At 68.2% G+C, this 23,232-nt stretch carries 27 protein-coding genes, 2 tRNA genes, 1 rRNA gene and 2 pseudogenes; 12 read left to right on the plus strand and 20 right to left on the minus strand.

Going from position 1 to position 23,232, the window contains the following annotated elements:
- Positions 1 to 132 (minus strand): 16S ribosomal RNA (locus T398_RS15350); the annotation flags it as partial.
- Between the two features lie 633 nt (positions 133 to 765).
- Between T398_RS15350 and T398_RS15355 the strand changes: the two genes are divergently transcribed.
- Complete coding sequence (locus T398_RS15355; protein WP_496447655.1) at positions 766 to 987, plus strand: hypothetical protein; 222 nt, start codon at positions 766 to 768, stop codon at positions 985 to 987.
- 72 nt (positions 988 to 1,059) lie between these two features.
- On the opposite strand, the gene T398_RS15360 is transcribed toward T398_RS15355, so the two are convergent.
- The 6 genes from T398_RS15360 to T398_RS15385 all read right to left on the minus strand — a co-directional run bounded on the left by T398_RS15360 (position 1,060) and on the right by T398_RS15385 (position 6,548).
- Positions 1,060 to 1,866 carry a carbon-nitrogen hydrolase family protein gene (locus T398_RS15360; protein WP_496447657.1) on the minus strand — a complete coding sequence of 269 codons (807 nt, stop codon included), beginning with the start codon at positions 1,864 to 1,866 and terminating at the stop codon, positions 1,060 to 1,062.
- Positions 1,867 to 1,994: 128 nt separating this feature from the next.
- A complete protein-coding gene (gene clpX, locus T398_RS15365) occupies positions 1,995 to 3,284 on the minus strand; it encodes an ATP-dependent Clp protease ATP-binding subunit ClpX (protein WP_496447659.1) in 1,290 nt (429 codons plus the stop codon).
- Between the two features lie 205 nt (positions 3,285 to 3,489).
- On the minus strand, positions 3,490 to 4,152 hold the full coding sequence (locus T398_RS15370) for an ATP-dependent Clp protease proteolytic subunit (protein ID WP_018216646.1): 663 nt from the start codon (positions 4,150 to 4,152) through the stop codon (positions 3,490 to 3,492).
- A 14-nt stretch (positions 4,153 to 4,166) separates the two neighbouring features.
- Positions 4,167 to 4,808: an ATP-dependent Clp protease proteolytic subunit gene (locus T398_RS15375; RefSeq protein ID WP_018216647.1), complete on the minus strand. Its 642-nt coding sequence runs from the start codon at positions 4,806 to 4,808 to the stop codon at positions 4,167 to 4,169.
- A 170-nt stretch (positions 4,809 to 4,978) separates the two neighbouring features.
- Positions 4,979 to 6,331 carry a trigger factor gene (tig, locus tag T398_RS15380; RefSeq protein ID WP_496447660.1) on the minus strand — a complete coding sequence of 451 codons (1,353 nt, stop codon included), beginning with the start codon at positions 6,329 to 6,331 and terminating at the stop codon, positions 4,979 to 4,981.
- A gap of 143 nt (positions 6,332 to 6,474) precedes the next feature.
- A tRNA-Pro gene (locus T398_RS15385) sits at positions 6,475 to 6,548 on the minus strand.
- A gap of 295 nt (positions 6,549 to 6,843) precedes the next feature.
- Between T398_RS15385 and T398_RS15390 the strand changes: the two genes are divergently transcribed.
- Positions 6,844 to 6,917: transfer RNA gene (locus T398_RS15390), tRNA-Gly, on the plus strand.
- A gap of 78 nt (positions 6,918 to 6,995) precedes the next feature.
- Positions 6,996 to 7,172 (plus strand): GNAT family N-acetyltransferase, encoded by a 177-nt coding sequence (locus T398_RS15395; RefSeq protein ID WP_496447662.1) that lies wholly within the window; start codon positions 6,996 to 6,998, stop codon positions 7,170 to 7,172.
- A 124-nt stretch (positions 7,173 to 7,296) separates the two neighbouring features.
- Here T398_RS15395 and T398_RS15400 read toward each other — a convergent pair whose 3' ends face one another.
- The 5 genes from T398_RS15400 to T398_RS15420 form a co-directional block, all read right to left on the minus strand.
- A complete protein-coding gene (locus T398_RS15400; RefSeq protein ID WP_496447664.1) occupies positions 7,297 to 7,701 on the minus strand; it encodes a type II toxin-antitoxin system VapC family toxin in 405 nt (134 codons plus the stop codon).
- Positions 7,698 to 7,898, minus strand: a complete 201-nt coding sequence (locus tag T398_RS15405; RefSeq protein WP_496447666.1) for a hypothetical protein — start codon at positions 7,896 to 7,898, stop codon at positions 7,698 to 7,700. The genes T398_RS15400 and T398_RS15405 overlap by 4 nt, the downstream gene beginning before the upstream one ends.
- 237 nt (positions 7,899 to 8,135) lie before the next feature.
- A complete protein-coding gene (locus T398_RS15410) occupies positions 8,136 to 8,393 on the minus strand; it encodes a DivIVA domain-containing protein (RefSeq protein WP_496447667.1) in 258 nt (85 codons plus the stop codon).
- A 72-nt stretch (positions 8,394 to 8,465) separates the two neighbouring features.
- Entirely contained in the window at positions 8,466 to 8,666 is a 201-nt protein-coding gene (locus T398_RS15415; protein ID WP_496447668.1) for a hypothetical protein, read from the minus strand.
- A gap of 6 nt (positions 8,667 to 8,672) precedes the next feature.
- Positions 8,673 to 8,795, minus strand: a complete 123-nt coding sequence (locus T398_RS15420) for a hypothetical protein (RefSeq protein ID WP_496447669.1) — start codon at positions 8,793 to 8,795, stop codon at positions 8,673 to 8,675.
- Between the two features lie 633 nt (positions 8,796 to 9,428).
- On the opposite strand from T398_RS15420, the gene T398_RS15425 reads away from it, so the two are divergent.
- The 6 genes and pseudogenes from T398_RS15425 (at position 9,429) to T398_RS15450 (ending at position 13,717) form a co-directional block, all read left to right on the plus strand.
- Positions 9,429 to 10,709: an NsdA family TPR-like regulatory protein gene (locus T398_RS15425; protein WP_496447670.1), complete on the plus strand. Its 1,281-nt coding sequence runs from the start codon at positions 9,429 to 9,431 to the stop codon at positions 10,707 to 10,709.
- Between the two features lie 14 nt (positions 10,710 to 10,723).
- On the plus strand, positions 10,724 to 11,269 hold the full coding sequence (locus T398_RS15430; RefSeq protein ID WP_496447671.1) for a GNAT family N-acetyltransferase: 546 nt from the start codon (positions 10,724 to 10,726) through the stop codon (positions 11,267 to 11,269).
- Positions 11,270 to 11,517: 248 nt separating this feature from the next.
- A complete protein-coding gene (locus tag T398_RS15435) occupies positions 11,518 to 11,736 on the plus strand; it encodes a hypothetical protein (RefSeq protein WP_496447672.1) in 219 nt (72 codons plus the stop codon).
- A gap of 382 nt (positions 11,737 to 12,118) precedes the next feature.
- Positions 12,119 to 12,434, plus strand: a pseudogene (locus tag T398_RS15440) (hypothetical protein).
- A 124-nt stretch (positions 12,435 to 12,558) separates the two neighbouring features.
- Positions 12,559 to 13,122, plus strand: a complete 564-nt coding sequence (locus T398_RS15445; protein ID WP_496447673.1) for a hypothetical protein — start codon at positions 12,559 to 12,561, stop codon at positions 13,120 to 13,122.
- Between the two features lie 154 nt (positions 13,123 to 13,276).
- Positions 13,277 to 13,717, plus strand: a complete 441-nt coding sequence (locus tag T398_RS15450) for a hypothetical protein (RefSeq protein ID WP_496447674.1) — start codon at positions 13,277 to 13,279, stop codon at positions 13,715 to 13,717.
- Positions 13,718 to 13,769: 52 nt separating this feature from the next.
- On the opposite strand, the gene T398_RS15455 is transcribed toward T398_RS15450, so the two are convergent.
- From T398_RS15455 to T398_RS15475, 5 genes are all read right to left on the minus strand, one after another.
- Positions 13,770 to 14,738 (minus strand): NAD(P)-dependent alcohol dehydrogenase, encoded by a 969-nt coding sequence (locus T398_RS15455; RefSeq protein WP_496447675.1) that lies wholly within the window; start codon positions 14,736 to 14,738, stop codon positions 13,770 to 13,772.
- A 9-nt stretch (positions 14,739 to 14,747) separates the two neighbouring features.
- Entirely contained in the window at positions 14,748 to 15,008 is a 261-nt protein-coding gene (locus T398_RS15460) for a hypothetical protein (protein WP_496447828.1), read from the minus strand.
- A gap of 20 nt (positions 15,009 to 15,028) precedes the next feature.
- A complete protein-coding gene (locus T398_RS15465) occupies positions 15,029 to 15,373 on the minus strand; it encodes an ArsR/SmtB family transcription factor (protein WP_496447676.1) in 345 nt (114 codons plus the stop codon).
- A gap of 204 nt (positions 15,374 to 15,577) precedes the next feature.
- Complete coding sequence (locus T398_RS15470; protein ID WP_496447678.1) at positions 15,578 to 15,901, minus strand: DUF6059 family protein; 324 nt, start codon at positions 15,899 to 15,901, stop codon at positions 15,578 to 15,580.
- Positions 15,902 to 16,138: 237 nt separating this feature from the next.
- Positions 16,139 to 16,705 carry a hypothetical protein gene (locus tag T398_RS15475; protein WP_496447680.1) on the minus strand — a complete coding sequence of 189 codons (567 nt, stop codon included), beginning with the start codon at positions 16,703 to 16,705 and terminating at the stop codon, positions 16,139 to 16,141.
- 133 nt (positions 16,706 to 16,838) lie between these two features.
- On the opposite strand from T398_RS15475, the pseudogene T398_RS15480 reads away from it, so the two are divergent.
- Both T398_RS15480 and T398_RS15485 read left to right on the plus strand, forming a co-directional pair.
- A pseudogene (locus T398_RS15480) lies at positions 16,839 to 17,536 on the plus strand (GNAT family N-acetyltransferase).
- Between the two features lie 22 nt (positions 17,537 to 17,558).
- A complete protein-coding gene (locus T398_RS15485) occupies positions 17,559 to 17,876 on the plus strand; it encodes a hypothetical protein (protein ID WP_496447682.1) in 318 nt (105 codons plus the stop codon).
- 9 nt (positions 17,877 to 17,885) lie between these two features.
- On the opposite strand, the gene T398_RS15490 is transcribed toward T398_RS15485, so the two are convergent.
- The 3 genes from T398_RS15490 to T398_RS15500 form a co-directional block, all read right to left on the minus strand.
- Entirely contained in the window at positions 17,886 to 18,353 is a 468-nt protein-coding gene (locus T398_RS15490; protein ID WP_496447684.1) for a ribose-5-phosphate isomerase, read from the minus strand.
- 104 nt (positions 18,354 to 18,457) lie between these two features.
- Positions 18,458 to 19,672: a DUF1015 family protein gene (locus T398_RS15495; RefSeq protein WP_496447685.1), complete on the minus strand. Its 1,215-nt coding sequence runs from the start codon at positions 19,670 to 19,672 to the stop codon at positions 18,458 to 18,460.
- A 133-nt stretch (positions 19,673 to 19,805) separates the two neighbouring features.
- Positions 19,806 to 20,429, minus strand: a complete 624-nt coding sequence (locus tag T398_RS15500; protein ID WP_496447687.1) for a mycothiol-dependent nitroreductase Rv2466c family protein — start codon at positions 20,427 to 20,429, stop codon at positions 19,806 to 19,808.
- A 217-nt stretch (positions 20,430 to 20,646) separates the two neighbouring features.
- Here T398_RS15500 and pepN point away from each other — a divergent pair, with 217 nt between their 5' ends.
- Positions 20,647 to 23,193, plus strand: coding sequence for an aminopeptidase N (pepN, locus tag T398_RS15505; protein ID WP_496447829.1), 2,547 nt, complete (start codon positions 20,647 to 20,649; stop codon positions 23,191 to 23,193).
- Positions 23,194 to 23,232: the final 39 nt, after the last annotated feature.

Below are 23,232 nucleotides of genomic sequence, written 5' to 3' on the forward strand. Positions count from 1 at the left end.
CCTGGGGCAGGTTACTCACGTGTTACTCACCCGTTCGCCGCTCGAGTACCCCGAAGGGCCTTTCCGCTCGACTTGCATGTGTTAAGCACGCCGCCAGCGTTCGTCCTGAGCCAGGATCAAACTCTCCAACAAAAACTTGAAGAAAAATCCCAGCAACAAAATATATTTGCTGCCAAATTCAAGCCCAAGCCAACCCACCAAACAGCAGGCCAACCCAGACCAAAACGGCACTGGCTTTCCAAACACCCTGTTGAGTTCTCAAAGAACAACCACACACCAGCAGAACCCCAAACCAGGGCCCCTCCGGAGGCAACCGCTCTAAACTACCCGGACAATTCCGCGATCGTCAACCTGACCATTCAGGCGTCAAACTCGCATTGTCCGACCCACACTCACGCACGCCAACTTGGCGGTCGTTACTGTTGTGAGAATCGGCAGACCGGCCGACATCCGCTTCGCGGCTATCCGCCCGGCTCCTGCCGGCTTCAGTACTCTACCCGGTCGGCTTCGTGATTGCAACTCCGTCTCCGGAAGCGCCTCACCCCGCCCGCGCTCCAGCCCCGCTCGGCGATGTCGCCACGGTCCTGGTGCCCGCTCTCTGCCGGTTTTCCCGGCTTCCCGCGTGCAAAGAGAAAGTTACGCGGTCGGCCCGCAGAAGGCAAATCAAGATCCATCACTGATACCAACCGTCGGCGGCGGCCACCTCCCCCGCCACTCAACCCCGTGCAGAAGACCGGAACCGCTCATCCGTGGGAGAGTGTCTGCATGGCCAAGCTGACAGCGCCCCCGGTGCTGGCCGAGGAGGCGCTGCTCGGGCTGCTCCTACCGTTCTGGCAACTCGTCATCGGTGCCTTCGTACTCGTCGTCCTGGTCCTGTCGGTCGGCCGGCTGGCTCGCCGGGGACCTTCTCGAATGACAACGGCGCTCCTGGTCACCGCCGCCGCCATCGTCGGCCTCGCAACAATCGGGGTCCTCCTACAGGGCTGAGGACGGATTCGACGAACAGCGGCTCCGACGACAAGCCGTTCGCTGGCTGCAGCTCAGACCGATCGGCCGGGCTCAGGGAAACTGGAGACGACGGTTGGCCAGGCTCGGCAACTCGGCCCGGACTGTCCGCAGCCGCTCCAGGTCGAGGTCGACAATCGCGAGCCCAGAACCGTCCGGCACCTGGGCGAGCACCGTCCCCCAGGGATCTATCACCATGCTGCGCCCGAAGCAGGTACGGCTCGGCTCGTGGTCCCCCGTCTGGGCGGCAGCCGCAACGAAGCACTGGTTCTCGATGGCCCGGGCACGCAACAGCACCTCCCAGTGGTCCCGCCCCGTGTGCAACATGAAGGCTGCCGGGACAAGGAGTAGCTCCGCCGCACCGTCCGTAACGAGATGACGATAGAGCTCGGGAAACCGGAGGTCATAGCAAATCGACAGCCCGACCCGAAGGCCCTCCACGTCAACGACGACCGGCTGCACGCCAGCGACGACCGTGGCTGACTCCAGATACGACACCCGACCGGGAATCTCCACGTCGTACAGGTGGATCTTGCGATAGGTTGCGGCAAGGTTCCCGGAACGATCGAACACCAGGCAGGTGTTGTACGAATGCTCCGGATCCGGGCCCCGCTCGTGCATCGAGCCGACCACAACCCAGATACCGAGCCGCTGCGCGACACCGGCGAAGAAGGTCCCGGCTTCCCCGTCCACCGGTTCCGCGACCGGTTCCCCGGCGGCCGGACCGAGATAGTCGACGTACTCGGGGAGGATCGCCAGCTGGGCACCGCCGGCCGCCGCCCGCTCCAGCAGGGCCTCGGCGGCTGCCAGATTTGACCCTCGATCATCCCGGGCGTTCAACTGGCAGACCGCGACTCGCATGGACCCAGGTTACGGGCAGCGGAGTAAGCGGAACAGGAGCAGAACTACGGCCGCGGCGAAATTGGCAGCAGCGAGGTGGCGGGAGGGCCTTGCGGGGCTGGGCCAGCCCTCGGGACGGACCAACCCGGTCACGCCGACTTCTCCTCGCGCTCCCGCCGCGTCCGGCGGCTGGTGAACTCACGCGGAACAATCGTCGGGTTGACGTTCTCCAGCACCACGTCGCGATTGATCAAAACGCGGGCCGCGTCGGGGTTGCTCGGCACCTCGTACATCACGGAGAGCAGAACCTCCTCCATGATCGCGCGAAGGCCGCGGGCACCGGTGCCCCGCAGCATCGCCTGGTCGGCGATCGCCTCCAGGGCCGACTGCTCGAACTCCAGCTCGACGCCGTCCAACTCGAAGAGGCGCTGGTACTGCCGGACGAGCGCATTACGCGGCTCGGTGAGGATCTGCACCAGGGCCTCACGGTCGAGGCTGCGAACGTTGGTGATCACCGGAAGCCGACCGATGAACTCGGGGATCAGACCGAACTTCAGCATGTCCTCCGGCATCACCTGGCTGAAGGTGTCATCGGTGGAACGCTCCGAGACCGCCCGCAGCCGGGCACCGAAGCCCGTGCCGCCGTGACCGGTACGCGCCTCAATAATCTGGTCAAGGCCGGCGAAGGCACCGCCGCAGATGAAGAGCACGTTGGTGGTGTCGATCTGGATGAACTCCTGATGGGGGTGCTTGCGGCCGCCCTGGGGTGGAACGTTCGCAACCGTCCCCTCCAGCATCTTGAGCAGCGCCTGCTGCACACCCTCGCCGGAGACATCGCGGGTAATCGACGGATTTTCCGACTTGCGCGCGATCTTGTCGACCTCGTCGATATAGATGATCCCGGTCTCGGCGCGCTTGATGTCGTAGTCAGCGGCCTGGATCAGCTTGAGGAGGATGTTCTCCACGTCCTCCCCGACGTAGCCGGCCTCGGTCAGGGCAGTAGCGTCCGCGATGGCGAACGGCACGTTGAGCATCCGGGCCAGGGTCTGCGCCAGGTGGGTCTTGCCGCACCCGGTGGGGCCAAGCAGCAGGATGTTGGACTTGGCCAGCTCAACGCTGTCCATGCTGGGCGCCCCGGCCGCCTCGGCCTGAATTCGCTTGTAGTGGTTGTAGACCGCGACGGCGAGCGCCTTCTTGGCCTGGGCCTGACCCACGACGTAGTTATCGAGGAACTGGCAGATCTCCATCGGCTTGGGAAGCTCTTCCCACTTCACTTCACCCGACTCGGCCAGCTCTTCTTCGATGATCTCGTTACAGAGATCGATGCACTCGTCGCAGATATAGACACCGGGACCAGCGATAAGCTTCTTGACCTGCTTCTGCGATTTCCCACAGAAGGAGCACTTCAGCAGGTCGCCGCCGTCACCGATCCGTGCCACCTACAGTCTCCCTGCACTCGTCGGCCAGTGATCCGGCCATGATTCCCGGACACCCGCGCCGCCCATCTCCAGCTACCGGCCGGATCGACCGGCGAAGCGGCACAGACTCGACGTTACCCGTTGGCGCGGGTTTCTCCGACCCCTAATACGGGTGTGTCAGAGGTCGGACGAGGCTACCCCCGGCCGACCTCTGACCCAATCCGGCTCAGTTGGCGGCGTTGGCTGCCAGCAAGCCCTTCTTACGGCTGGTGAGGATGGTGTCGACCAGCCCGTATTCGCGAGACTCCTCGGCCGTCATAATCTTGTCCCGGTCGATATCCTTGCGGACCTTCTCCACCGGCTGGTTGCAGTGCCGGGAGAGCATCTCTTCCAGCTGGGTACGCATCCGCAGGATCTCCCGGGCCTGGATCTCGATATCCGAGCCCTGCCCGTAGCCCCCCTCCGTGGCAGGCTGGTGGATGATGATCCGCGAATTCGGCAGTGCCATCCGCTTACCGGGCGTGCCGGCCGAGAGCAGCACCGCCGCCGCACTGGCCGCCTGCCCCAGGCAGACCGTCTGGATATCCGGCCGGACGTACTGCATGGTGTCGTAGATCGCCGTCATGGCCGTGAACGAGCCACCCGGCGAGTTGATGTACATGATGATGTCGCGGTCCGGGTCCGTGCCCTCCAGCGTGAGCAGCTGGGCCATCACGTCGTTGGCCGACGCGTCATCCACCTGGACCCCGAGGAAGATGATCCGATCCTCGAAGAGCTTGTTGTACGGGTTGGACTCCTTAACCCCGTACGACGTGCGCTCGACGAATGACGGCAGTACGTAACGGTTGTGCACGGCCGCGAACTGCGGCGGCAGGCTCAGGTCGGTCATCGTCAGCTCCTCGCTCAGCTCAGGGTCCCGGCGCCTTCCGGAACCTGAGCGGCCCCGGTGATCACCTTGTCGATGAAGCCGTACTCCATGGCCTCCTGGGCGGTGAACCAACGGTCCCGGTCCGAGTCTGCCTCGATCTCCGCCTGAGTCTGGCCGGTGTGGAAGGCGACCCGCTCCTGGAACATCCGCTTGGTGTAGAGCATCTGCTCCGCCTGGATGGCGATGTCCGAGGCGGTGCCGCCCATGCCACCCGACGGCTGGTGCATCATGATCCGGGCGTGCGGCAGGGCGTACCGCTTGCCCTTGGTGCCGGCGCAGAGCAGCAGCTGGCCCATTGAGGCCGCCATGCCCATCGCCACCGTGGACACGTCGTTGTCGATGAACTGCATCGTGTCGTAGATCGCCATGCCCGAGTAGACCGAGCCGCCCGGCGAGTTGATCCAGAGGTTGATGTCGCGGTCCGGGTCCTCCGCGGCGAGCAGCAGCAGCTGCGCGCAGATGCGGTTGGCGACCTGGTCGGTCACCTCGCTGCCCAGGAAGATGATCCGCTCCTTGAGCAACCGGTTGTAGACCGAGTCGTCGAGGTTGCCAATGTTGTCGCCACCGCGGGCGTCGATCGCCCGGAGCGGCGTCGGCGGGATGTGCATGTCGGTCATGGCAGCCCTTCGCTCTCCGTACCGTCCTACCCGACACTAACGGCTCGACCGAGTGGCAGAACCCCGGTCGGGGCACTGTTCGCTCTCAGCGCAGCCCGGTCAGGCGTACCCAAAAACAGGTTTCGGCCGTCGCCCCAGCCAACGGCGGGGACGGCGGCCGAAACCAAAGATCATTCCGCGTGAGCGTGCGCGTGCGCGGCCTCGTTCTCGGCGCGCAGGGCGTCGAGGCTGACCGCCTCGCCGTTGGCGTCCTTGATCGTGATGTGATCCATGATCGAGGCCAGGGCCTTGCCCCGCCGGACGTCACCGAAGATCGCGCCGGCGGCACCGGAGCGGACCAGCTGGTCGTAGAACTGCTGCGGAGCCACCCCGGCGCGCTGCGCCCGGTGCACGATCTCGTGGCCGAACTCGTCGTCGGAGACCTGAATCTCCTCCGCGTCGGCGACCGTGTCCAGCAGGAGCTGAATCTTCACGCCCTGAGTGGCCGCCTCGGTCAGCTCGGTGTTGATCTGCTCCTCGGTCTTCTCCTCGGCCGCGAGGTACTCCTCCATCGAGGCACCGATCCGCTCGAGCTGATCCACCATCGCCGCCTTGCGGCTCTCGACCTCCTCGCGGACAACACCCTCCGGCGCCGGCACCTCGGCCGCCTCGACAATCTGCTCGAGGGCCTTGTCCCGGGCGGCGTAGATCTGCTCGACCTGCTTACTCCGGGTCACCCGCTCGCGGACGTCGTCGCGAAGCTCCGCCATGGTGTCGAACTCACTCGCCAGCTCGGCGAAGTCGTCGTCCAGCTCCGGCAACTCCTTCTCCTTGACCGTGCGGACGGTCACCGAGACCTCGGCGTCGCGGCCGGCGTAGTCCCCGCCGACCAGCTGCGTGGTGAAGGTGGTGCTCGCGTCGGCCGCCAAGCCAGCGACGGCCTCATCCAGGCCGGGCAGGAGCTGCTTGCTGCCGACCTCGTGCGAGAGGTTGGTCGCCGAGCCCCCTGGGACCTCCTCGCCGTCAACGGTCGCGTTCAGGTCGATCTGCACGAAGTCGCCCTCGGCGGCCGCCCGCTCGACGGTCTTCAGCGTCGCGAACCGCTCCCGCAGGCTCTGCACCTGCTCATCGATCTCGCTGTCATCGATCTCCAGCTCATCTACGGTCACCTCGACCGTCGACAGGTCGGGGAGGGTGAGCTCCGGCCGGATGTCCACCTCGGCGGTGAAGTTGAGCGAGTCACCGTCCGCGAACTCGGTGATCTCGACCTCGGGGCGACCCAGCGTCTTCAGGTCGTGCTCGCGCACCGCCGAGAGGATGTTCTGCGGGATGGCCTCCTGGACCGCCTCGTTGAGCACGGTGCCCCGGCCGACCCGCTGATCGATCACGGCGGCCGGAACCTTCCCCTTGCGGAAGCCGGGAACCTGGACCTGCTGGCCGATCTCCCGGTACGCCTTCTTGAGGCTCGGCTCGAGCTCGACGAACGGCACCTCGATGGCGAGCCGCACGCGCGTCGGGCTCAGAGTCTCGACGGTGCTCTTCACAGGCGTACTCCTTGACGGATCTTGGTGGTCTGGGCGCTGTCTACAGCCCATCGAGTGTAGGCGAGCCGGTACGGCCTGCAGGCGGCGCCCGGGAACCACACGCAAAACGGCGGTGCCCGGGTCGACCCGGCCGCGAACGACAGTCGGGGTGGCGGGATTTGAACCCACGGCCCCTCGCTCCCAAAGCGAGTGCGCTACCAAGCTGCGCCACACCCCGTGGCGGGAAGCAGTCTATGCCGTCCGCACCCACGCACAGTTCCCCGGGGCCATATCCGGTGGCGTGTTCCTCCGTTGGGTCGACCGACGGAGCCCGCCGGCCTGCTCGCGAGGGCGGCAACAGCAACCCGTCCGCACCGCACCGCACCGCACCGCACCGCACCGCACCGGGAGCAACGCTGTCCCGAACATGCCCGGCCTCGCCCGCCGCTCGAACACAATGACGGCCATGGGCAGGCTGCGCGGAGGTCGGCGGCATTGGGTACGCTGTCGACACGCCTCCACGCGGGGCGGCTGCGGGCGTAGCTCAATGGTAGAGCTTCAGTCTTCCAAACTGACGGTGCGGGTTCGATTCCCGTCGCCCGCTCCACCGCTTCCGGCCCAGGTCAACGGCGTCATCTCCGAACCTGGGCCGTTCTCGTTTCAGCTCTCTTTGAACTGCGACCCGATGACGCGGCCGACGCACTGGCGTCGGCCCGACAACGCCGCCTTCATCGCCGTCGTCAAACAACTCGGCATGCAGCACGAAGGCCGCCTCCGCGACCACGTCTTCACCAACGGCGCATGGCGCGACTCCCAGCTCTACTCCATCCTCGCCCCAGAGTGGAACACCAACACCGGCTAACCGCTCGCCTCCACCGCGTCGTACGCGCACGGGCGGTTCCGATCATGACGCCGGTACGATCGCCGCGATGCGCGACGCCGACACGCCGCCGCAGGATCCCGCGCGGCGGGCCGGAGCGGTGAAGCTACGAGACGTCGAACAGGCGTAGGCCGTCGTACTCGGCGAAGTCGGCGTAGTCCTTGCCGTTGAAGGTCGCCAGCGGCAGCCGGTCGACCAGGCAGCAGGCCGCGATCCAAGCGTCATTCGTCGGCCGGGGACGCCCCCGATGCTGCGCCCTCGCCTGGAGCTGGCCCCAGGTCGTCGCGACCGCCTCGTCGAAGGGGAGCAGGACCACGCCGGATCGCCACTGCGCGAGGTCAGCCAGCTTGCGTGGCCCCCAGCTTCGCAGCACGGTCCACTTGGTCAACTCTCCGAGTGTGACGAACGTGATGCACAGGGTCTTACCGGTCAGGCGGGCACGAAGCCGGTCATGCAGTCGGCCCCGCAGAATCGCCGAGGCAACATCGGTGTCTAGGACGACCAGGCTCACGCGGCGTTAGCCCGCCGGGAGGCGTACAGATCGCCGAGGAAGTCATCCAACTCTTCGTCGGATTCGAACAGGTCCGGGCGGGCCAGGTCGTCAACGGAGACGACCGGCCGCACGCCCTGACGGCGAGCCAACTCCTCCGCCGGCACATGCTCAGCCGTCGGCCACTCGGGCATCCGCTCGGCATTGCTCGACATCATGACCCACCTCCTCCAGCACGCACCACCCTCATTGTCACACGGTCAGCACCGGCACCACCGTCACTCGGCCGCGTGGGGGGCCGGCGACACGGCAAGCCGCTCCCGACCCGACAGGCCAGGCCAGGGGCGGGAAGGGAAGTGGGAGGTGCCAGCTGCCGGCCAGCCAGCTGCCGGCCGGTGGGTGGGTGGGGAGGACTTTCTGTACGTCTATCAAGGCGGCCCTTCGATCGGCACCGTTCACCCCAGACGACAACTCAGCTTGTCAACAGGTTGTCTGCGCTGCTCAGGTTCTGTCCAACACCCCACCCGGCCGGGCCGGGGAGCGAACTGGCTCTGCCAGTCGCGCAGCGCACCCTTCAGCCGGGCGTGCTCGGCCCGAAGGCTCGCTTCGGCAGCGTCTCTGGCCGTCAGCTCATCGACGACCGCGCGGAGGAAGGCAACGACATGCTCCTCGGCCAGGCCGCGCCGCCCGAACCCGGCCCGGCGGAACCGCATGCGCCGTACCTGCTCCGGACCCAGCCCGCGCCAACCGTGCCGCCGCCCCGAACACCCCCACTGAGTGCGTGCTCACCTCTGGCCCTCCTCAACGCTTAGACCGTCGCTCTTGCCTGCTGGCTTAGCCCACCCGGCCGCGTTTGCCGCGCCGGCTTCGAGTGCTCCGTTCTCGGCCCATACGGCGTCGCTCACCTGCACCAGCCCTGCTCGCTGGACGAAGATCTCCCGCCTTTCCACGGCTTTGCCGGCCCGGTCGAGCACGTACCCGGTCAACCAGGTCTACCTGTCGTACGTTTGCCGGTCACCGACCTTGATGACCCGGAAGACCAGCGACCGGTCACCGCCGAACTGCACCGACGCGATACCGCCGATCCGAAGGACGCGTCCCGGCCTCAGGTCCATCGATCCTGCCCTCTCCGCCCGATGGGTGGGCACCGAGGCAGACGGGCTCTGGCCACGGCCGACACCGTGAGGCCTGCCAGCACCTGCCCCGGTGCCCTGCTCAGGACGCGACCCCGATCGGGAACGCCGCTAAGGGTCGCGGTTGCCGACCGGCGCCAGCGCAGTCCGGGCAGACCCGCCGTTGCAGACGGGACGGGTCGCTCGGTGCCCGCAGCGAGCGCCGAGGGCTGGCGACCTTCCATCCCCGCCCCTCGCAGGCGGAACAGGCGACAGCCGGCGGTCCCCGGTGCGGTCCCTGGCTTGGCCGCACTCCGCCGACACACCGCAGGACCCGGACACCGCCCGAGGCCACGGAAGCGACCTCACCGGCACGGGGCCGTGCGCGGCACCGACCGGCCGGAACCTGCGCGTCAGCGGCCAGTACATGCACAATTGCGGTGGGTGAGACGTCCATGGTGGAGATGGAACACCGGGCGACGGAGACCGATCGAGGACCGAACCAGCACCTCTGGCGGACCTCGGGCGGACACCATGCGGACCTGCATTGAGTTCAGGACCTCGGACAGGCGAGCGTGGAGACAGCCCCTCAGGAAGGCATCGACGATGGCCCGAGACCGCCGCGAACCTCGCACGGTGCTGGAGCACCTGATCCAGCAGAGTGACCGCACCTACGAGGAGTTGGCCGACGAGTTCAGCCGCATGGACTCCCATGCGGCCATCAGCGCCCGGCACCTCGGGCGGCTGGCACGCGGCGAACGGGACCTGGCCTCCTCAACCCCCGCCACCCGGCGAGCGTTGCAGGCCATGTTCGACATGACCGTCGACGAGTTGCAGCGCCCCTGGGCACCCCACCAGTTAACCCCTGCGCCAGGCCGACAGATCCTCGTCGAGCCCACCGGCGCCGGCCCGGAAGGAAACCTCCTCGCCATGGCCGCACAACGCGCCCGCCAATACGCCATGCTCGCCGCCGAAGCCACCTCCCCGGCAGCCATCGACCAACTCACCGAGGACGTGCAGCGCCTCGCCCTGGCCTACCCGCAGCGCCCGGTCAGCCAGATCCTGCCCGACCTGGTCGAAACACAGAACACCCTGTTCACCCTGCTCGAACGCCGCCAACAGCCAACCCAGTCGCGCGATTTGCACTTCCTCGCCGGTACCACAAGCGGCCTGCTCGCCAAGGTCTCCCACGACATGGCCGACCCGCACTCCGCCATGTTGCAAGCGCGCACCGCCATTCTCTGCGCCGATCAGTCCGGCCATCCCGGCCTGCAAGCCTGGCTCCGCGGCCTCCAATCCCTGGTCGCCTACTGGGCCGGACGCTACGCCGAAGCCGTCCGCTACGCCGAGGCCGGACGTGAGTACGCCACCCAGGCCGGCGGTACCTCCGCCGTCTGGCTACCCATCAGCGCCGCCCGCGCCTACGCCGCTCTCGGTAACGCCGAACAGGCCAAGGTCGCCATCACCGAAGCCGAGAACACCTGGTCCCGCATCCACCCCGACGAGATAGACGAGATGGGCGGCATCTGCACCTTCAACCACCCGCGCACCCTCTACTACGCCAGCGACACCCTCGCCTGGCTACCTGGCGAAGCCGACGCCACCGAGCGCTACGCCCTGCAAGCCGTCCAGGCATACTCCGACCGCTACGACCCCGCCTGGGCGTTCGGCGACCAGGCCGGCTCCCACACGAACCTCGCCATCGCTCGCGTGGTGAACGGAGAACTCGACGCCGCCGCCGACGCCCTGGCCCCCGTACTCGACTTCCCCGCCGACCAGCGCATCAACGGGATCATCCACTCCGTCCGACGCGTCCACCAGGCCATCACCCGCGGCGGCAACGCCAACGACGCCCGCGACCTCATCGAAAGCATCGAGCACTTCACCCACACCCCGGCCAACGCCCTCCCTCGATAAGGCACCATCAGCACATGTACCCGAGCACCGTCCCCGGCCGCGTCATCATCCTCCGCGAACTGCGACCCGATGACGCGGCCGACGCACTGGCGATCGTCGGCGACGACCGCGTCACCCAGTGGCTCTCCTTCGACAGCCGCGACCAGGCCGCCACCGTCGCCATGATCGAAGGCGCAGTGACCAGGGCACAGCTCACCCCGCGCACCGAGTACTACCTAGCCGTAGCCGACCCCACAGACCGGATGATCGGCTTCGCCCGACTCGGCCTCACCGGCCACCAGGCCGCCAAACTCGGGTACGCCATCGGCGCCGACCACTGGGGCCGTGGCTACGCCACCGATGCCGCCCGCACCATCATCGACTACGGCTTCCGGGAGCTGCGGCTTCACCGCATCACCGCCGCCATCGGCCCCGACAACGCCGCCTCCATCGCCGTCGTCAAACAACTCGGCATGCAGCACGAAGGCCGCCTCCGCGACCACGTCTTCACCAACGGCGCATGGCGCGACTCCCAGCTCTACTCCATCCTCGCCCCAGAGTGGAACACCAACACCGGCTAACCGCTCGCTCCACCGCGTCGTACGCGCACGGGCGGTTCCGATCATGACGCCGGTACGATCGCCGCCATGCGCGACGCCGACACGCCGCCGCAGGATCCTGCCGACCGTCCCTACGCCCGCACCGGGCTTACACCTCGCCAGCAATCGGCCCTCATCCGAGCCGCCGCAGCCGAGGTGTATGAGCGCGTGCAGGAGTGGCGGAACTCGCCCGCTGGCAAGACACACCCACGAACGCGTACCGGCATCAGGTGACCGTGGCCTCAGTCACCGCGCTTGACCTACTACCCGGGCCGGCTACTGCGGAGGACCGCTCCGAACTCCTCGACGCTGTCCGACCGCTACTCGTCGAGTGGCGTCCGAGCCGGCCCGGTCCCGAGCAGCAGATCTTCGCTGCGGTCGAGCGACTTCGAAAGCGTGCGGTTAGCACCGACCTCCGCCCACTGCCGTCATGGGGTGTGATCGGTTAGCCAGTTCGTCAACCGCACGAGCTGATCTCGCAGATCAGAAGGCCCACTGACCTGGACATGGTCAACACGGCTATCTCCGCGCATCAGCCTTACGTATCCGGTCGGCCAGATTTCGGCTACGCCGGACGTCTCACCCAGCCTGAGCGTCACGCTTGCCAGAGGATCCACAGGGGTCAGCAGGTCCTCCTGATCTGCACCCCACGCCTCTTGCTTGACTCCGCGCGAGTCCCAGCCTCGCTTGAGGGATCTGCACACATCGACAATGGCAGGTAGATCGAGAGGGTCCATATTTGCACCATACGGCCGCCTCTTGTCGGCTCCGCCTGAAAATTTCAGCCGGCGTTGACACCTCTGACCGTAGTCAGCGCAGTAGGGTCTCGCCGTGACCGTCAACGCGATCGATCGACTTGCCGCCGCTATTGCGGCCCGCAAGCCGATCAACGGCCTTCGCATCATCGGCATCGACGGCCCGAGCGGCTCCTGCACCCGCCGCGACACGATCGGTCGGCTCGCCTACGCGATCTGGGTCGACGCGCCGGCACCCGTTGCGGCTGGCGCGCGGCCTCGCCCGCGACCGCTCCTTCGCCGGTGCCGCGCAGCTCTGGCAGAAGTGGATGGTCGAGGAGGAGAAGTTCCTCGCCGCCGACGGTACTCGCGACCGCGCCGACCTCGTCATCGACACTGCACACCACGGCTGACCGCTAACGCACGCCTGGGCCTACAGCCGTTCCCGGCGAGGAGTCAACTCTCCGGGATAGCGCGGCCCACCCGCTATTGGTACTGTCCACTGCCGCATCGAAGCCTCCTGCGGAAAGGGCACCCATGTCCGACGACTTGCTCTACACCGGGGTCGTGGTTGCGCTGTTAGCGACGGCCGTCCTGCTTGGCGGGAGGCTGGCCAAGCGGCGACACTGGCGACTTCTGCCCATGCTGGGGGCCCTTACCGCATCGGTAGTAGCGCTGACGGTGATCACGGGCCCATTCGGTACGCGTTCGCTGGCGGTAACGCTGGCCGCCGCGCTCTGGGCTGCGGTCCTCTTCTCCACCGCAAGCTTGGTGCGACACTCGCACTCACTCCATGCGACCGTCGTCGGCGTGATTGGTGGTGCCATTGCGATTAACGCGGCGCTGGTTGCGTTTGTGGTAATGAGGTTCAGCTCGGCGGACGCCCCCCGGGAGTACGCCCTGCACTGGTTGCCCGCGATGCTGACCGGTGCGGTCAAGGATCTGGGTGGGGTGCGCAGCGAGGCCGAGACGCCGCTGTTGGTTGACATGTCCGAGGAAGTCAGTTTGTTGCCGTTGCTGATGGTCTTGCTGACGGGCTTCACGCTCTCCTATGTCGTGCGACGAGGGGCCCTCAACCGTACGGCCGACGTTTCGGGCTGAGCTGGCGCTTTGACCCGGTGGGCGTCCTCCGCCTGGCGGCTTGACGCGGCGAAGGCCCGTCTCAGGAGCCCCGTCGCCCGCCGACCGTGCCGGCGGTACCCTCGCTGCGTCGGTCGTCGGTGTTCGCGGCGCTCCGGCTCACGTTGCCCTCCCGGTGAGTCGGCCCCATGTGGTTCCACTCATCTACTTCGGTTTACGCCGTGGCACGCTCACCGATCACCACATCGGCGTACGGGAACAGCGCCGCCGGCCGCTGGTCTACGGGCTGCTCTCCGTACTCGCCGGTCTCGCCGTGCTGGTCTTGCTGGGTGCGCCACGGCCGCTCATCGCGATGGTTGTCGTGATGTTCGCGGTCCTGCTGGTCACCACCGGGATCAACCAGGTGTGGAAACTCAGTGCGCATGCCGCGGTGTCGGCCGGCTCCGCTGGGGTGCTCATCAACGTCTTCGGCCCGGCGCTGCTCGCCGTCGTCCCGGTCGTGGTGCTGGTCGCCTGGTCGCGGGTCCGGCTCCGCGATCACAGCACCAGCCAGGTCCTCGCCGGAGCCGTCGTGGGTGTGCTGGTCGCGGTCCCCACGTTCCTCGTACTCTCGTGATCGGACCGGGGCCGGAGTGCGGTGCGACGTCGAACGAGGGCGGATCGGCCGGTCAGACGGTGATGACGACCTTTCCCTGGGCGTGGCCTTCCTCGAGGTAGCTGATCGCCTTGGGCACCTCACTCAGGGAGTAGGTCCGGTCGATGACCGGGGTGACCTTCCCGGATTCGAAAAGGTCGCAGAGCGCTGCCAGGTCGTCCCGGTTGGGGCTCGCCACGAAGAACACCAGGCGTTGCCGGACGAACGGCGACAGGGCCAACCCGCGGAGCACGCGAGCCAGGGGGCCGAGAAGCCCGTCGCCCGAACCGCTGTTCATCAGGAGTGTTCCCCGCGGGGTGAGCATGCGTCGGCAGGCGAGGAGCGGATGGTTCCCGACATTGTCGAGGACGACGTCGTAGCGTTGTCCGCTGCGGGTAAAGTCCTCTTTGGTGTAGTCAATGACGTGGTCGGCACCCAGGTCACGGACCAGCTCGACGTTCCGGCTGCTGCAGACCCCGGTCACCTCGGCTCCCAGCGCCTTGCCGATCTGCACGGCGAAGGTGCCCACCCCGCCCGCCGCACCGTTGACCAGGAGCCGCTGGCCGGGTTGCAGCCGCCCGTGGTGGCGTAACGCCTGGTACGCGGTGAGGGCGGCGACCGGCACGGAAGCGGCCTGCTCCAGGGTCAGGCTGGCCGGCTTCTTCAGCACTCCGGCGTCGTGGCGCATCGTGACGTACTCGGCGAACGCCCCCTGCTTCAGCGCGAACACCTCGTCTCCCACCTGGAGCGTGGTGACGTTGCTGCCCACTGCCTCGACCTGCCCGGCCAGGTCGGCACCGAGCGTGCTCGACTTGGGGCGGGATACCCCGCCCTGCGCCCGGGTGATGTACGGGGTACCGCGCATCAGGTGCCAGTCCAGGGGGTTGACCGAGGCCGCCCGCACCCGGATCAGCACGTCGTCGTCGCCGACGGCGGGCATGTCGAGATCCTGAAGGGTGAGGACCTCGGGCGAGCCGTACGCGTAGAACCGGATTCCTTTCATCGCTTCCCCTCAATCCACGCTGCGTAGTATGTGTTCGATCGATGCCGTGCGGGTTCGTAGTTCGGCGAGGTCAACGGCGCTTCGCTGCTGGGCGTCGAGGGTGTTCTCGGCGAGCTTCTCGAACCGGTGCACGAGCTGACGCAGGTCGTCTGCTCGAGCGGCTGCCCGCTTCTCTTTTCGGCCCTCGAACAGCCCGACGATGACCAGGGCGACCAGGAAGGCCGCCACGATGACCACGACCAGCAGGAAGACTGTCGCTGGCCAGGACATTTCCCCTCCAAGCGGGTCCATTACGTTGACTCCTTGGCTGCGGGACCCTTTCCTGGGTCCAGCCGGGTGAGGGTCTGGGCCGCCTCGGCCACCGCCGATGCGGTCAGGTGCAGGTCGAAGTCGGTGACTTCGTAGTACTTCATGGCTTTGCCATCGTCGGAGAGCTCGAGTCGGCCGGTGATCAGACCTGCCGCTTCCAGCCGCCGCAGATGCATGTGCAGGAGTGGACGACTCACTCCAATCTCGCGGGCCAACTGGCTCACGTAGTCACGACGGCCGGCCAAGGTCGCGACTATGCGTAGTCGAATCGGATTGGCCAACGCCGCCAGCATCTCGACCAGGTCGTCTCCGGCCGGTCCGCTCACTGCAACAGAACCCCTTCATGTGTCAATTTTTTCTTACACGTGAAACCGTAGCAGTCACCACCCCCGTCGGCAACACTCAATGCGGTTGCGCCCGGAGCGGCACGAGACAACGACTGCTCGACCGGTCAGGGCCGCGCTGCCGACCCGCGCTCGAGGCCACCGCGGGGCAGCTGACCGCTACCCGCAGCGCGTGGGGCCGGACGATCACCACAACTGACGCCAGACCCGCCGCTCTTCGTCGGTGAGGGGCTGATCTGGGACGAGCCGCTCCGGGTGACCTGGTGGCGGCTGTTCGAGAACCCGCCCCGGCCTGGACGCGCCAGCCGGCGGCCCCCCAACGAGCGGGGGAAACCCGTCGGCCGGGATGGCATCGACTCCCCGGCCGCCGCTACCACCCGCTGGCCCCGCCTCGCCCCACCAGGCCCGACCGCCCCGCAGAATCTCCCGGGCATCCATTCCGATGACTGACGCCCCGAACAGGCTCAGGCCGAACGCCACCTCGGACGTGATTCGCCGGAGCCAACCCATCAACCCGCCACACCCTCAACGTGTGCGGCGCGGTCGACACCCTCCTCGGTACAACCGGCCAAGAGCCGACCCAGGTTCCCGTACGCAGGAAGCTGCGCAAGGTCCGCCGCGGCCACCAGCCTGGCCACTGATGTGTACGTCAAGGGGCTCCTCGAATCCGGCGCCAAGCTGAGCCGACCGATTCTCCCGAGCCCCACTCAACGCCGACTCAAGTCAGCGGAAGGAGAACCCACCCCGTCAGCTGTTGGTAATCCAGCTCCAGAACGACACCACCCACTCGGTCTGCTTGAGCCACCCGAAGCCGAGGCTGACGAGAAAGACAGCCGTCACCAGGTGCGCGCCACGGGCGCCACGTCGCACCCGGCCCAGACGCTGCTCCAGCACCACCCGGCCAACGAGCCGGGCGAGAGCGAACAGCCCGACCGCGACCAGCAGACTCAACAGGAAGATCAACAGTGGTGCGGCGAGGTTACCGCCACCCGAAATCGCCCAGATCCCCCAACAGACGAACGCGAAGAGCGCTCCGCCGGCGCTCCACTCCCGGCCCGGGCGGAGCTGCGCGAGATGCCAGCTCATCGGCCGACGCGAAGCCCGCGCCGCCGGCCAGCCCGCCCCGGCCTCCTCCCCGACCACCGGAAACGGCGTGGTCCGACGGGCACCGGTCTGCCCTACCGAGGCCACCCCCCGCTGGAAGGCATCCGGCTGCGGCGGCACCTCGACCCCGGGCTGCGGCGGCACCTCGACTCCGGGCTGCGGCGGCACCTCCACGGTCCGCTCGGCCCACGGTTGCGTCTGGTCGGCCATGTCGTCCCTCCCCTGGACCAGACGGGAACCGGCGGGCCCCGTCTGACTATCGAGGGTAGCCAGTACACACATATGCGTCCGCTACGGACCACCGGGGCCAACCGACCCGACGTGGTGCGCTAGACACGAAGACATGACCTTCGTACCGAACATCGGTGTCGCTCATACCGAGGATCTCGAGGAGTTGGGTGAGCTGCTCGGCACCCTCTTCCACCGCAGCATGGACGCCGAGTCGCGGGCCATCCAGCAGAGCATCCAGGAGCCCGAGCGCACCCTGATCGTCCGCGACAACACCGAGCTGGTGGCGACCGCCGCCGTGGCCTGCTCACCGAGTTGATGCGGCGGCAGCTCCGCGACGTACGCGATGTCGGCCCGGAACCGGTCGCGCTGCTGTGGGCCAGCGAAGGGCGGATCTACCCTCGCTTCGGCTATGGCCTGGCCTGCCAGCAGTTGGTGGTGGAGTGTGAGACCGCCGAGCTACGCCTACCCGGTCCCACCGCCGCTGAAGGCCGCCTCCGGCTGACAGCGATCCGGCCGCCCAGCTGGCGATGTGGCGCCTGCTGCTCGCCCTCGACCTGACCCGCCGGCTCACCCTGCGCGGCATGGCGCTGGACGACCCGCTGCTGCGGCTGCTCAACGAACCACGCCGGCTCAACACGCAGCCGACCTGGCCTGCGACATCCGGGCCCTCGGTGAGCTGTACCTGGGCGGGACCGAACTGGTCAACTAGCCGCTGCCGGCCGGGTTCGGGAACTGCGGCCCGGCGCCCTAGCCGCCGCCGGTCCGGCCTTCGGTTGGCAACGGGCTCCCGCCGCCATGGAGATCTTCTGACGCCGCGGGGTACGGTCGGCTGATGGGTGACGTGGAACGACGACGGCGGCGGCACCGGCAACCCGCTGACCGCACCGCCGAGAGCCCGAGCCCGGCCCGGACAACTGCCGGGGGGCAGAACGGCGGCCAGCCGTCCCGGGTCCGCCGGGGCGGCGCCGAGGAGAGCGAACGCGGGCTGCGGAGCCTGGTCGGCTCGGGCTCGTCGCAGCTGAGCGTGACCGCGGCGATGCGGGCCCGCGACGCCACCCGACCGACGGAGCAGGACCTGGCGGAGGCCGAGGCCCAGGTAGTCCTGGTCCGCCGGAACTGGACTCCGCGCGCGGACCTCCCCCGTCGGTGACGACCCGGTTCAGGGCAGGTCTGGAAGCTTCCGGGTGCGCTCGTAGTCGGCCACCTGGTCAATGCGGCGGGTGTGCCGTTGCTTTTCGGAGAACGGGGTGGTCAGGAACGCCTCGACGATGGCGGTGGCCTCATCGAGGGTGTGCTGCCGCCCGCCGATCGCGACAATGTTGGCGTTGTTGTGCTCCCGGGCCAGGTGCGCGGTCTCGATACTCCAGGCCAGCGCGGCCCGAACACCGTCGATCTTGTTCGCGGCGATCTGCTCACCGTTGCCGGAGCCCCCGATGACCACGCCGAGGCTCCCCCGATCGGTAGCCACCCGGTCGCCGGTGTGTAGGCAGAATGCCGGGTAGTCGTCGTCCGGATCGTAGGCTTGCGGGCCGACGTCAACCACGTCGTACCCCTCCTTGGCCAGGTGGTTGGCCAGGTGCGCCTTCAGCTCGAAACCGGCGTGGTCGGATCCCAGGTAGACACGCATACCGGGCAGTCTGACAGGGCTCGTCTCCGACCGACGCTCGCGGGTCGGTCGGAGACAACTTCAGCACAGTCCGGGAAGACGTCAGACAGCCCGGGTGAGTATGCCTACCCTCCGCCCGGTCCGGACAGCAACTCGGCGACGACCAGGCCGCCACGGGCCTTCGGGGTGAACCAGGTGCTCTTGCGGGGCATCTTCTCCCGCGCCAGGTTCACCGCGACGAAGTCGTCCACGGTCACCGGTGCGACGAGCACGGCCAGCTCGGCGCGGCCGGCGTCAACCTCACCGGTGAGCCAGCTCGCCGGGTAGTCGCCGCCGACGTAGGTGATCCGCTTGTCGCCCGGGTCCAGCCCCAGCGTGTCCCGCAGCAGCAACCGCTCGACCAGGGCATGGTCCAGGTTCTCCAGGCGCCCCGCGCCGACCGGGGGCAGGCGTACGGCGTACGCCGCATCGGGAAGCCGGAGGTGGATGGTGCCGCCGGCCGCCGGGACCTCAACCGGGCCGTCGATCGGCTCGACCTGGGCGCCGGCCGCGCGGAGCCGGTCGATCACCTCAGCTGGGCTGGTGGTGAGCTCGTCAACCAACCGGTTGTACGGGGCGATGGCGACCGAGGCCGGCGTGGTGACCACGGCCAGGAAGCGCGGTAGCCCGCCGGTCTGGGCCGCCAGACTACGGTGGTTGCCGTCGGCGACGACCAACTCGCCACCGCCGGCCAGAGCGGTCAGCTCGTCCTGCTGCTCGCCCGGGCCGACCAGCCAGATGGCGTGCGTCCGTCCGGTCTGGTCGGTGTCGGTCGCCGCCGGCACCCCGGCCCGGTCGGCCGCCGCCGCGAGGGCGGTGTGCAGCTCGTCGCCCCGGCCGGTCTGCAGCAGGAGCACCGGCGACAGCAGATGCTCCAGCGCCTCGGCCAAGGCCACCCGCTCGCGCACCTTGGCGATGAAGACATCCTCGTTGCGGATGACCAGGCCCGGCTCGGCGGCGCTGGTGGAGATCTGGTCGGTGTCGACCATCACGAACAGCCCGTACCCGGGTTCCTCCTGCGGGGCGCTGATCCGGTAGAGGACCACCACCTGTTCGGCGGGGGTGTAGCTGCCCGCCTCCTTCGCCTCGGCAAGCCGGGCTACCGCCTCCGGGAGCGCGTCGAGAAATGCCTTCCCCCGGCTCTCCGGGGCCCGATGCGGCATCTCGATGCCGAGGGCGCTGTGCGGATTCACCTCAATGATCGAGGTGATCTCCGCATCGTCGGCGAACTCGTCGTAGTTCTGCGCGCCGGTGCCACCGGTGGTGATCCAGGCCCGGGCGATTGGATGGGCGACCGTCATGCCCGCTGACGCTACCGGTATCGCTCACCCCCGGTGTCCGGGCCCACCCGCTGAGCACCGGAGCAACCCGCCGGCGCCGGCGGTACCGCGGGCCCCTGGCATCTCCCGGCGATGCCAGGGGCCCGCCTCGCACTCAGTCGAAGATGGGGCCGAGCTCACGGGAGCGCTTGAGTTCGAAGAACCCCGGCGTGCCGGCGACCAGCAGGACTCCATCCCACAGCCGGCCGGCGGCCTCGCCCCGGGGAGCCGGGGTGACAACCGGGCCGAAGAAGGCGACCGGCTTCCCGTCCGGACCCGGGGCGTGGATGACGGGGGTACCGACGTCGGTGCCGACCGGCCGCATGCCCGCCTCGTGGCTGGCGCGCAGCGCTTCGTCGAACTCGGTGCTGCCGGCGGCCCCGGCCAGCTCCGGATCGAGTCCGGCGTCGGTCAGGGCAGCGGTGAACAGCTCCCCGGTGAGCTGCTCGGACTGCAGATGGATCCGGTTACCCAGCGCGGTGTAGAGGTCCCGCAGCGCCCCGGTGCCATACCGCTGCTCGGCGGCGACACAGACCCGGACCGGACCCCATCCGGACCTCATCAGCGCCTGGTACTCCGCCGGCAGGTCCCGGCCCTCGTTGAGCACGGACAGACTCATCACGTGGAAGCGGATCTCCACGGGCCGGACCCGCTCGACCTCCAGCAGCCAACGAGAGGTGATCCACGCCCACGGGCAGATCGGGTCGAACCACATGTCGACGGTGACACGCTCACTCACAGTGAAGCCCCTTCACAACCGGTGCGCCGGTTTTCGACGCCTGCCCCGATCCTCGCCGCAAGTTCCCAGACACAACACGGAAAGAGACCGTGACCTGTCCCACCCGCCGGCACAGGTGCGTGTAAGACTCGATTCGCGCGACCGCTACGAGCGGTTGCCCGACGACGCCGCGGTCAGCGTGCGGTGAGACGAGAGATGGAGACAAACAGTGCCGGGAGTGCGCAACCTGACGCAGGCGGAGGCCATTGAGCGAAGCCGGCTACTCGACGTGACCGGGTACGACATCAACCTGGACCTGTCGAGCGCCGTGCAGGCCGAAGGCCACACGTTCCGGTCCCGGACCGAGGTCCGGTTCCGGTGCAGTGAGCCGGGTGCGAGTACCTTCATCGAGGTCGCCGCGAACTCGGTCCGGTCGGCCACCCTGAACGGCACCCCGCTGGAGCTGGGTGGCTGGTCGGCGGAGGCGGGGCTCACCCTGCCCGACCTGGCCGCGGAGAACACCCTCGTGGTGGACGCGGACTTCGCGTACTCCAACAGTGGTCAAGGGCTACACCGCACGGTGGATCCGGTCGACGGCGAGACCTACCTCTACAGCCAGTTCGAGACGGCGGACGCGCAACGGGTCTACGCGGCCTTCGACCAACCCGACCTGAAGAGTGTCTACACCTGGCATGCCACCGTGCCGGAGCACTGGAAGGTCGTCTCCAACATGCCGGTGGAGCGGGAGGAGCCAGCCGGCGAGGGCGGCAAGACGGTCCACTTCGTGGAGTCGGTGCGGATGAGCACCTACATCACCGCGCTCTGCGCCGGGCCCTACCACGAGGTACGGGACAGCCACGACGGCATCGACCTGGGTGTCTTCGTTCGCGCCTCGATGGCGCAGTACCTGGACGCCGACGATCTCTTTCTGGTCACGAAGCAGGGCTTCGACTTCTTCCACGCCCAGTTCGACATTCGGTACCCGCTGCCCAAGTACGACCAGCTCTGGGTGCCGGACTTCAACGCGGGCGCGATGGAGAACTTCGGCTGCGTCACGCACGCCGAGTCCGCGTTCATCTTCCGGTCGCAGGTCACCGACTTCGAGTACGAGCAGCGCGCCAACACGATCCTGCACGAGCTGGCGCACATGTGGTTCGGCGACCTGGTCACCATGCGCTGGTGGAACGACCTCTGGCTGAACGAGTCGTTCGCCGAGTGGGCCAGCCACTGGTGCAACACCCACGCGACCCGCTTCTCCGAGGCGTGGACCACCTTCCTCTCCGTCCGCAAGAACTGGGGCTACCGACAGGACCAACTCTCCTCCACCCACCCGGTCTACTGCGAGATGCCGGACCTGGAGGCGGTCGAGGTCAACTTCGACGGGATCACGTACGCCAAGGGCGCGAGCGTGCTCAAGCAGCTCGTCGCGTATGTGGGCGAGGAGCCGTTCGTGGCCGGGCTCCGGTCGTACTTCCGCAAGCACGCCTGGGGTAACGCCACCTTCGACGACCTGCTCTCCGAGCTGGAGGCGGCCTCGGGGCGGGAGCTGCGCAAGTTCGCCGCCCAGTGGCTGGAGACCGCCCAGGTGAACACGCTGCGCCCGGAGCTGGCGATCGGCGCCGACGGCAACTACCAGCGGGTCGTGGTCCGCCAAGAGGCGCCGGCCGACCACCCGACCCTGCGTACCCACCGGATCGGGGTCGGCCTCTACGACCGCACCGACGGCCGGCTGGTCCGTCGCCAGCGGTTGGAGGTCGACGTCGTCGGTGAGACGACGGAGTTGGCCGAGCTGGCCGGGGTTCCCGCCGCGGACGTGCTGCTACTCAACGACGACGACCTGACCTACACCAAGCTGCGGCTCGACGAGCGATCGATGGCCACCGTGGTGCAGCACATCACCGGCTTCGAGTCGTCGCTGGCGCGGGCACTGTGCTGGACTGCCGCGTGGGACATGATCCGTGACGCCGAGCTGGCCGCCCGGGACTATGTGGCGCTGGTGCTCGCCGGCCTCCCCGCCGAGACCGACATCAACCTGGTCACCGCCACCCTGCGGCAGGTCACCACCGCCCTCACCTTCTACGCCGACCCGACGTGGGCACCGAGCGGCTGGGCCGACCTGGCCCGCACCGCGAAGACCGCCCTCACCGCCGCCGAGCCGGGCAGCGGCTTCCAGCTCGCCTGGGCTCGGGCGTACGCCTCCGCCGCTCGGTCGGCTGAGGACCTGGCGGCGTTGCGGGGCTGGCTGGAGGGGAACGGGGTCCCGTCCGGGCTGCGCATGGACACCGAGCTGCGGTGGTCGGTGCTGACCGCGCTGGTGACCAACGGCGCGGCCGGTCCCGACGACATCGAGGCGGAGCTGGCCTCCGACCGCACCGCGAGCGGCGAGCGGGAAGCCGCGTTGGCGCACGCGCTCGTGCCCACGCCGGAGAACAAGGCAGCCGTCTGGGCCCGGTTGACCGGTCCGGAGCCGCTGCCGAACTGGCGGCACCGCGCACTGTTGCGGGGCTTCGCCCACCCGACGCAGGTCGAGCTGGTCCGCCCCTACCGGGAGCGGTACTTCGCCACCATCGCGCAGGTCTGGGCCAGCCGGGACAGTGAGCCGGCGCAGGAGTTCGTCCTGCTGGCGTACCCGGCGTACCTGGTTGAGGAGGAGACCGTGGCGGCGACCGACGGCTGGCTGGCCGGCGCGGGCCAACCGGCACCGCTGCGGCGGCTGGTCGCCGAGGGCCGCGACGGCGTCATCCGGGCCCTCAAGGCCCGGGCGCGGGACGCCCGAAGCGGCTGACACGCAACGGCCCGGGGTCGGTGTGGAGCGTTCGCCCAC

It is taken from the genome of Salinispora goodfellowii (assembly GCF_059570675.1).

Excerpts from the sequence above, each read along its gene's own strand:
- T398_RS15355 (WP_496447655.1), top strand. The coding sequence starts at position 766 with ATGGCCAAGCTGACAGCGCCCCCGGTGCTGGCCGAGGAGGCGCTGCTC.
- T398_RS15360 (WP_496447657.1), bottom strand. The coding sequence starts at position 1,866 with ATGCGAGTCGCGGTCTGCCAGTTGAACGCCCGGGATGATCGAGGGTCA.
- T398_RS15370 (WP_018216646.1), bottom strand. The coding sequence starts at position 4,152 with ATGACCGACCTGAGCCTGCCGCCGCAGTTCGCGGCCGTGCACAACCGT.
- T398_RS15375 (WP_018216647.1), bottom strand. The coding sequence starts at position 4,808 with ATGACCGACATGCACATCCCGCCGACGCCGCTCCGGGCGATCGACGCC.
- T398_RS15395 (WP_496447662.1), top strand. The coding sequence starts at position 6,996 with ATGACGCGGCCGACGCACTGGCGTCGGCCCGACAACGCCGCCTTCATC.
- T398_RS15405 (WP_496447666.1), bottom strand. The coding sequence starts at position 7,898 with ATGATGTCGAGCAATGCCGAGCGGATGCCCGAGTGGCCGACGGCTGAG.
- T398_RS15410 (WP_496447667.1), bottom strand. The coding sequence starts at position 8,393 with ATGCGGTTCCGCCGGGCCGGGTTCGGGCGGCGCGGCCTGGCCGAGGAG.
- T398_RS15420 (WP_496447669.1), bottom strand. The coding sequence starts at position 8,795 with ATGGACCTGAGGCCGGGACGCGTCCTTCGGATCGGCGGTATCGCGTCG.
- T398_RS15430 (WP_496447671.1), top strand. The coding sequence starts at position 10,724 with ATGTACCCGAGCACCGTCCCCGGCCGCGTCATCATCCTCCGCGAACTG.
- T398_RS15445 (WP_496447673.1), top strand. The coding sequence starts at position 12,559 with ATGTCCGACGACTTGCTCTACACCGGGGTCGTGGTTGCGCTGTTAGCG.
- T398_RS15455 (WP_496447675.1), bottom strand. The coding sequence starts at position 14,738 with ATGAAAGGAATCCGGTTCTACGCGTACGGCTCGCCCGAGGTCCTCACC.
- T398_RS15460 (WP_496447828.1), bottom strand. The coding sequence starts at position 15,008 with ATGTCCTGGCCAGCGACAGTCTTCCTGCTGGTCGTGGTCATCGTGGCG.
- T398_RS15470 (WP_496447678.1), bottom strand. The coding sequence starts at position 15,901 with ATGGGTTGGCTCCGGCGAATCACGTCCGAGGTGGCGTTCGGCCTGAGC.
- T398_RS15475 (WP_496447680.1), bottom strand. The coding sequence starts at position 16,705 with ATGGCCGACCAGACGCAACCGTGGGCCGAGCGGACCGTGGAGGTGCCG.
- T398_RS15485 (WP_496447682.1), top strand. The coding sequence starts at position 17,559 with ATGGGTGACGTGGAACGACGACGGCGGCGGCACCGGCAACCCGCTGAC.
- T398_RS15490 (WP_496447684.1), bottom strand. The coding sequence starts at position 18,353 with ATGCGTGTCTACCTGGGATCCGACCACGCCGGTTTCGAGCTGAAGGCG.
- T398_RS15495 (WP_496447685.1), bottom strand. The coding sequence starts at position 19,672 with ATGACGGTCGCCCATCCAATCGCCCGGGCCTGGATCACCACCGGTGGC.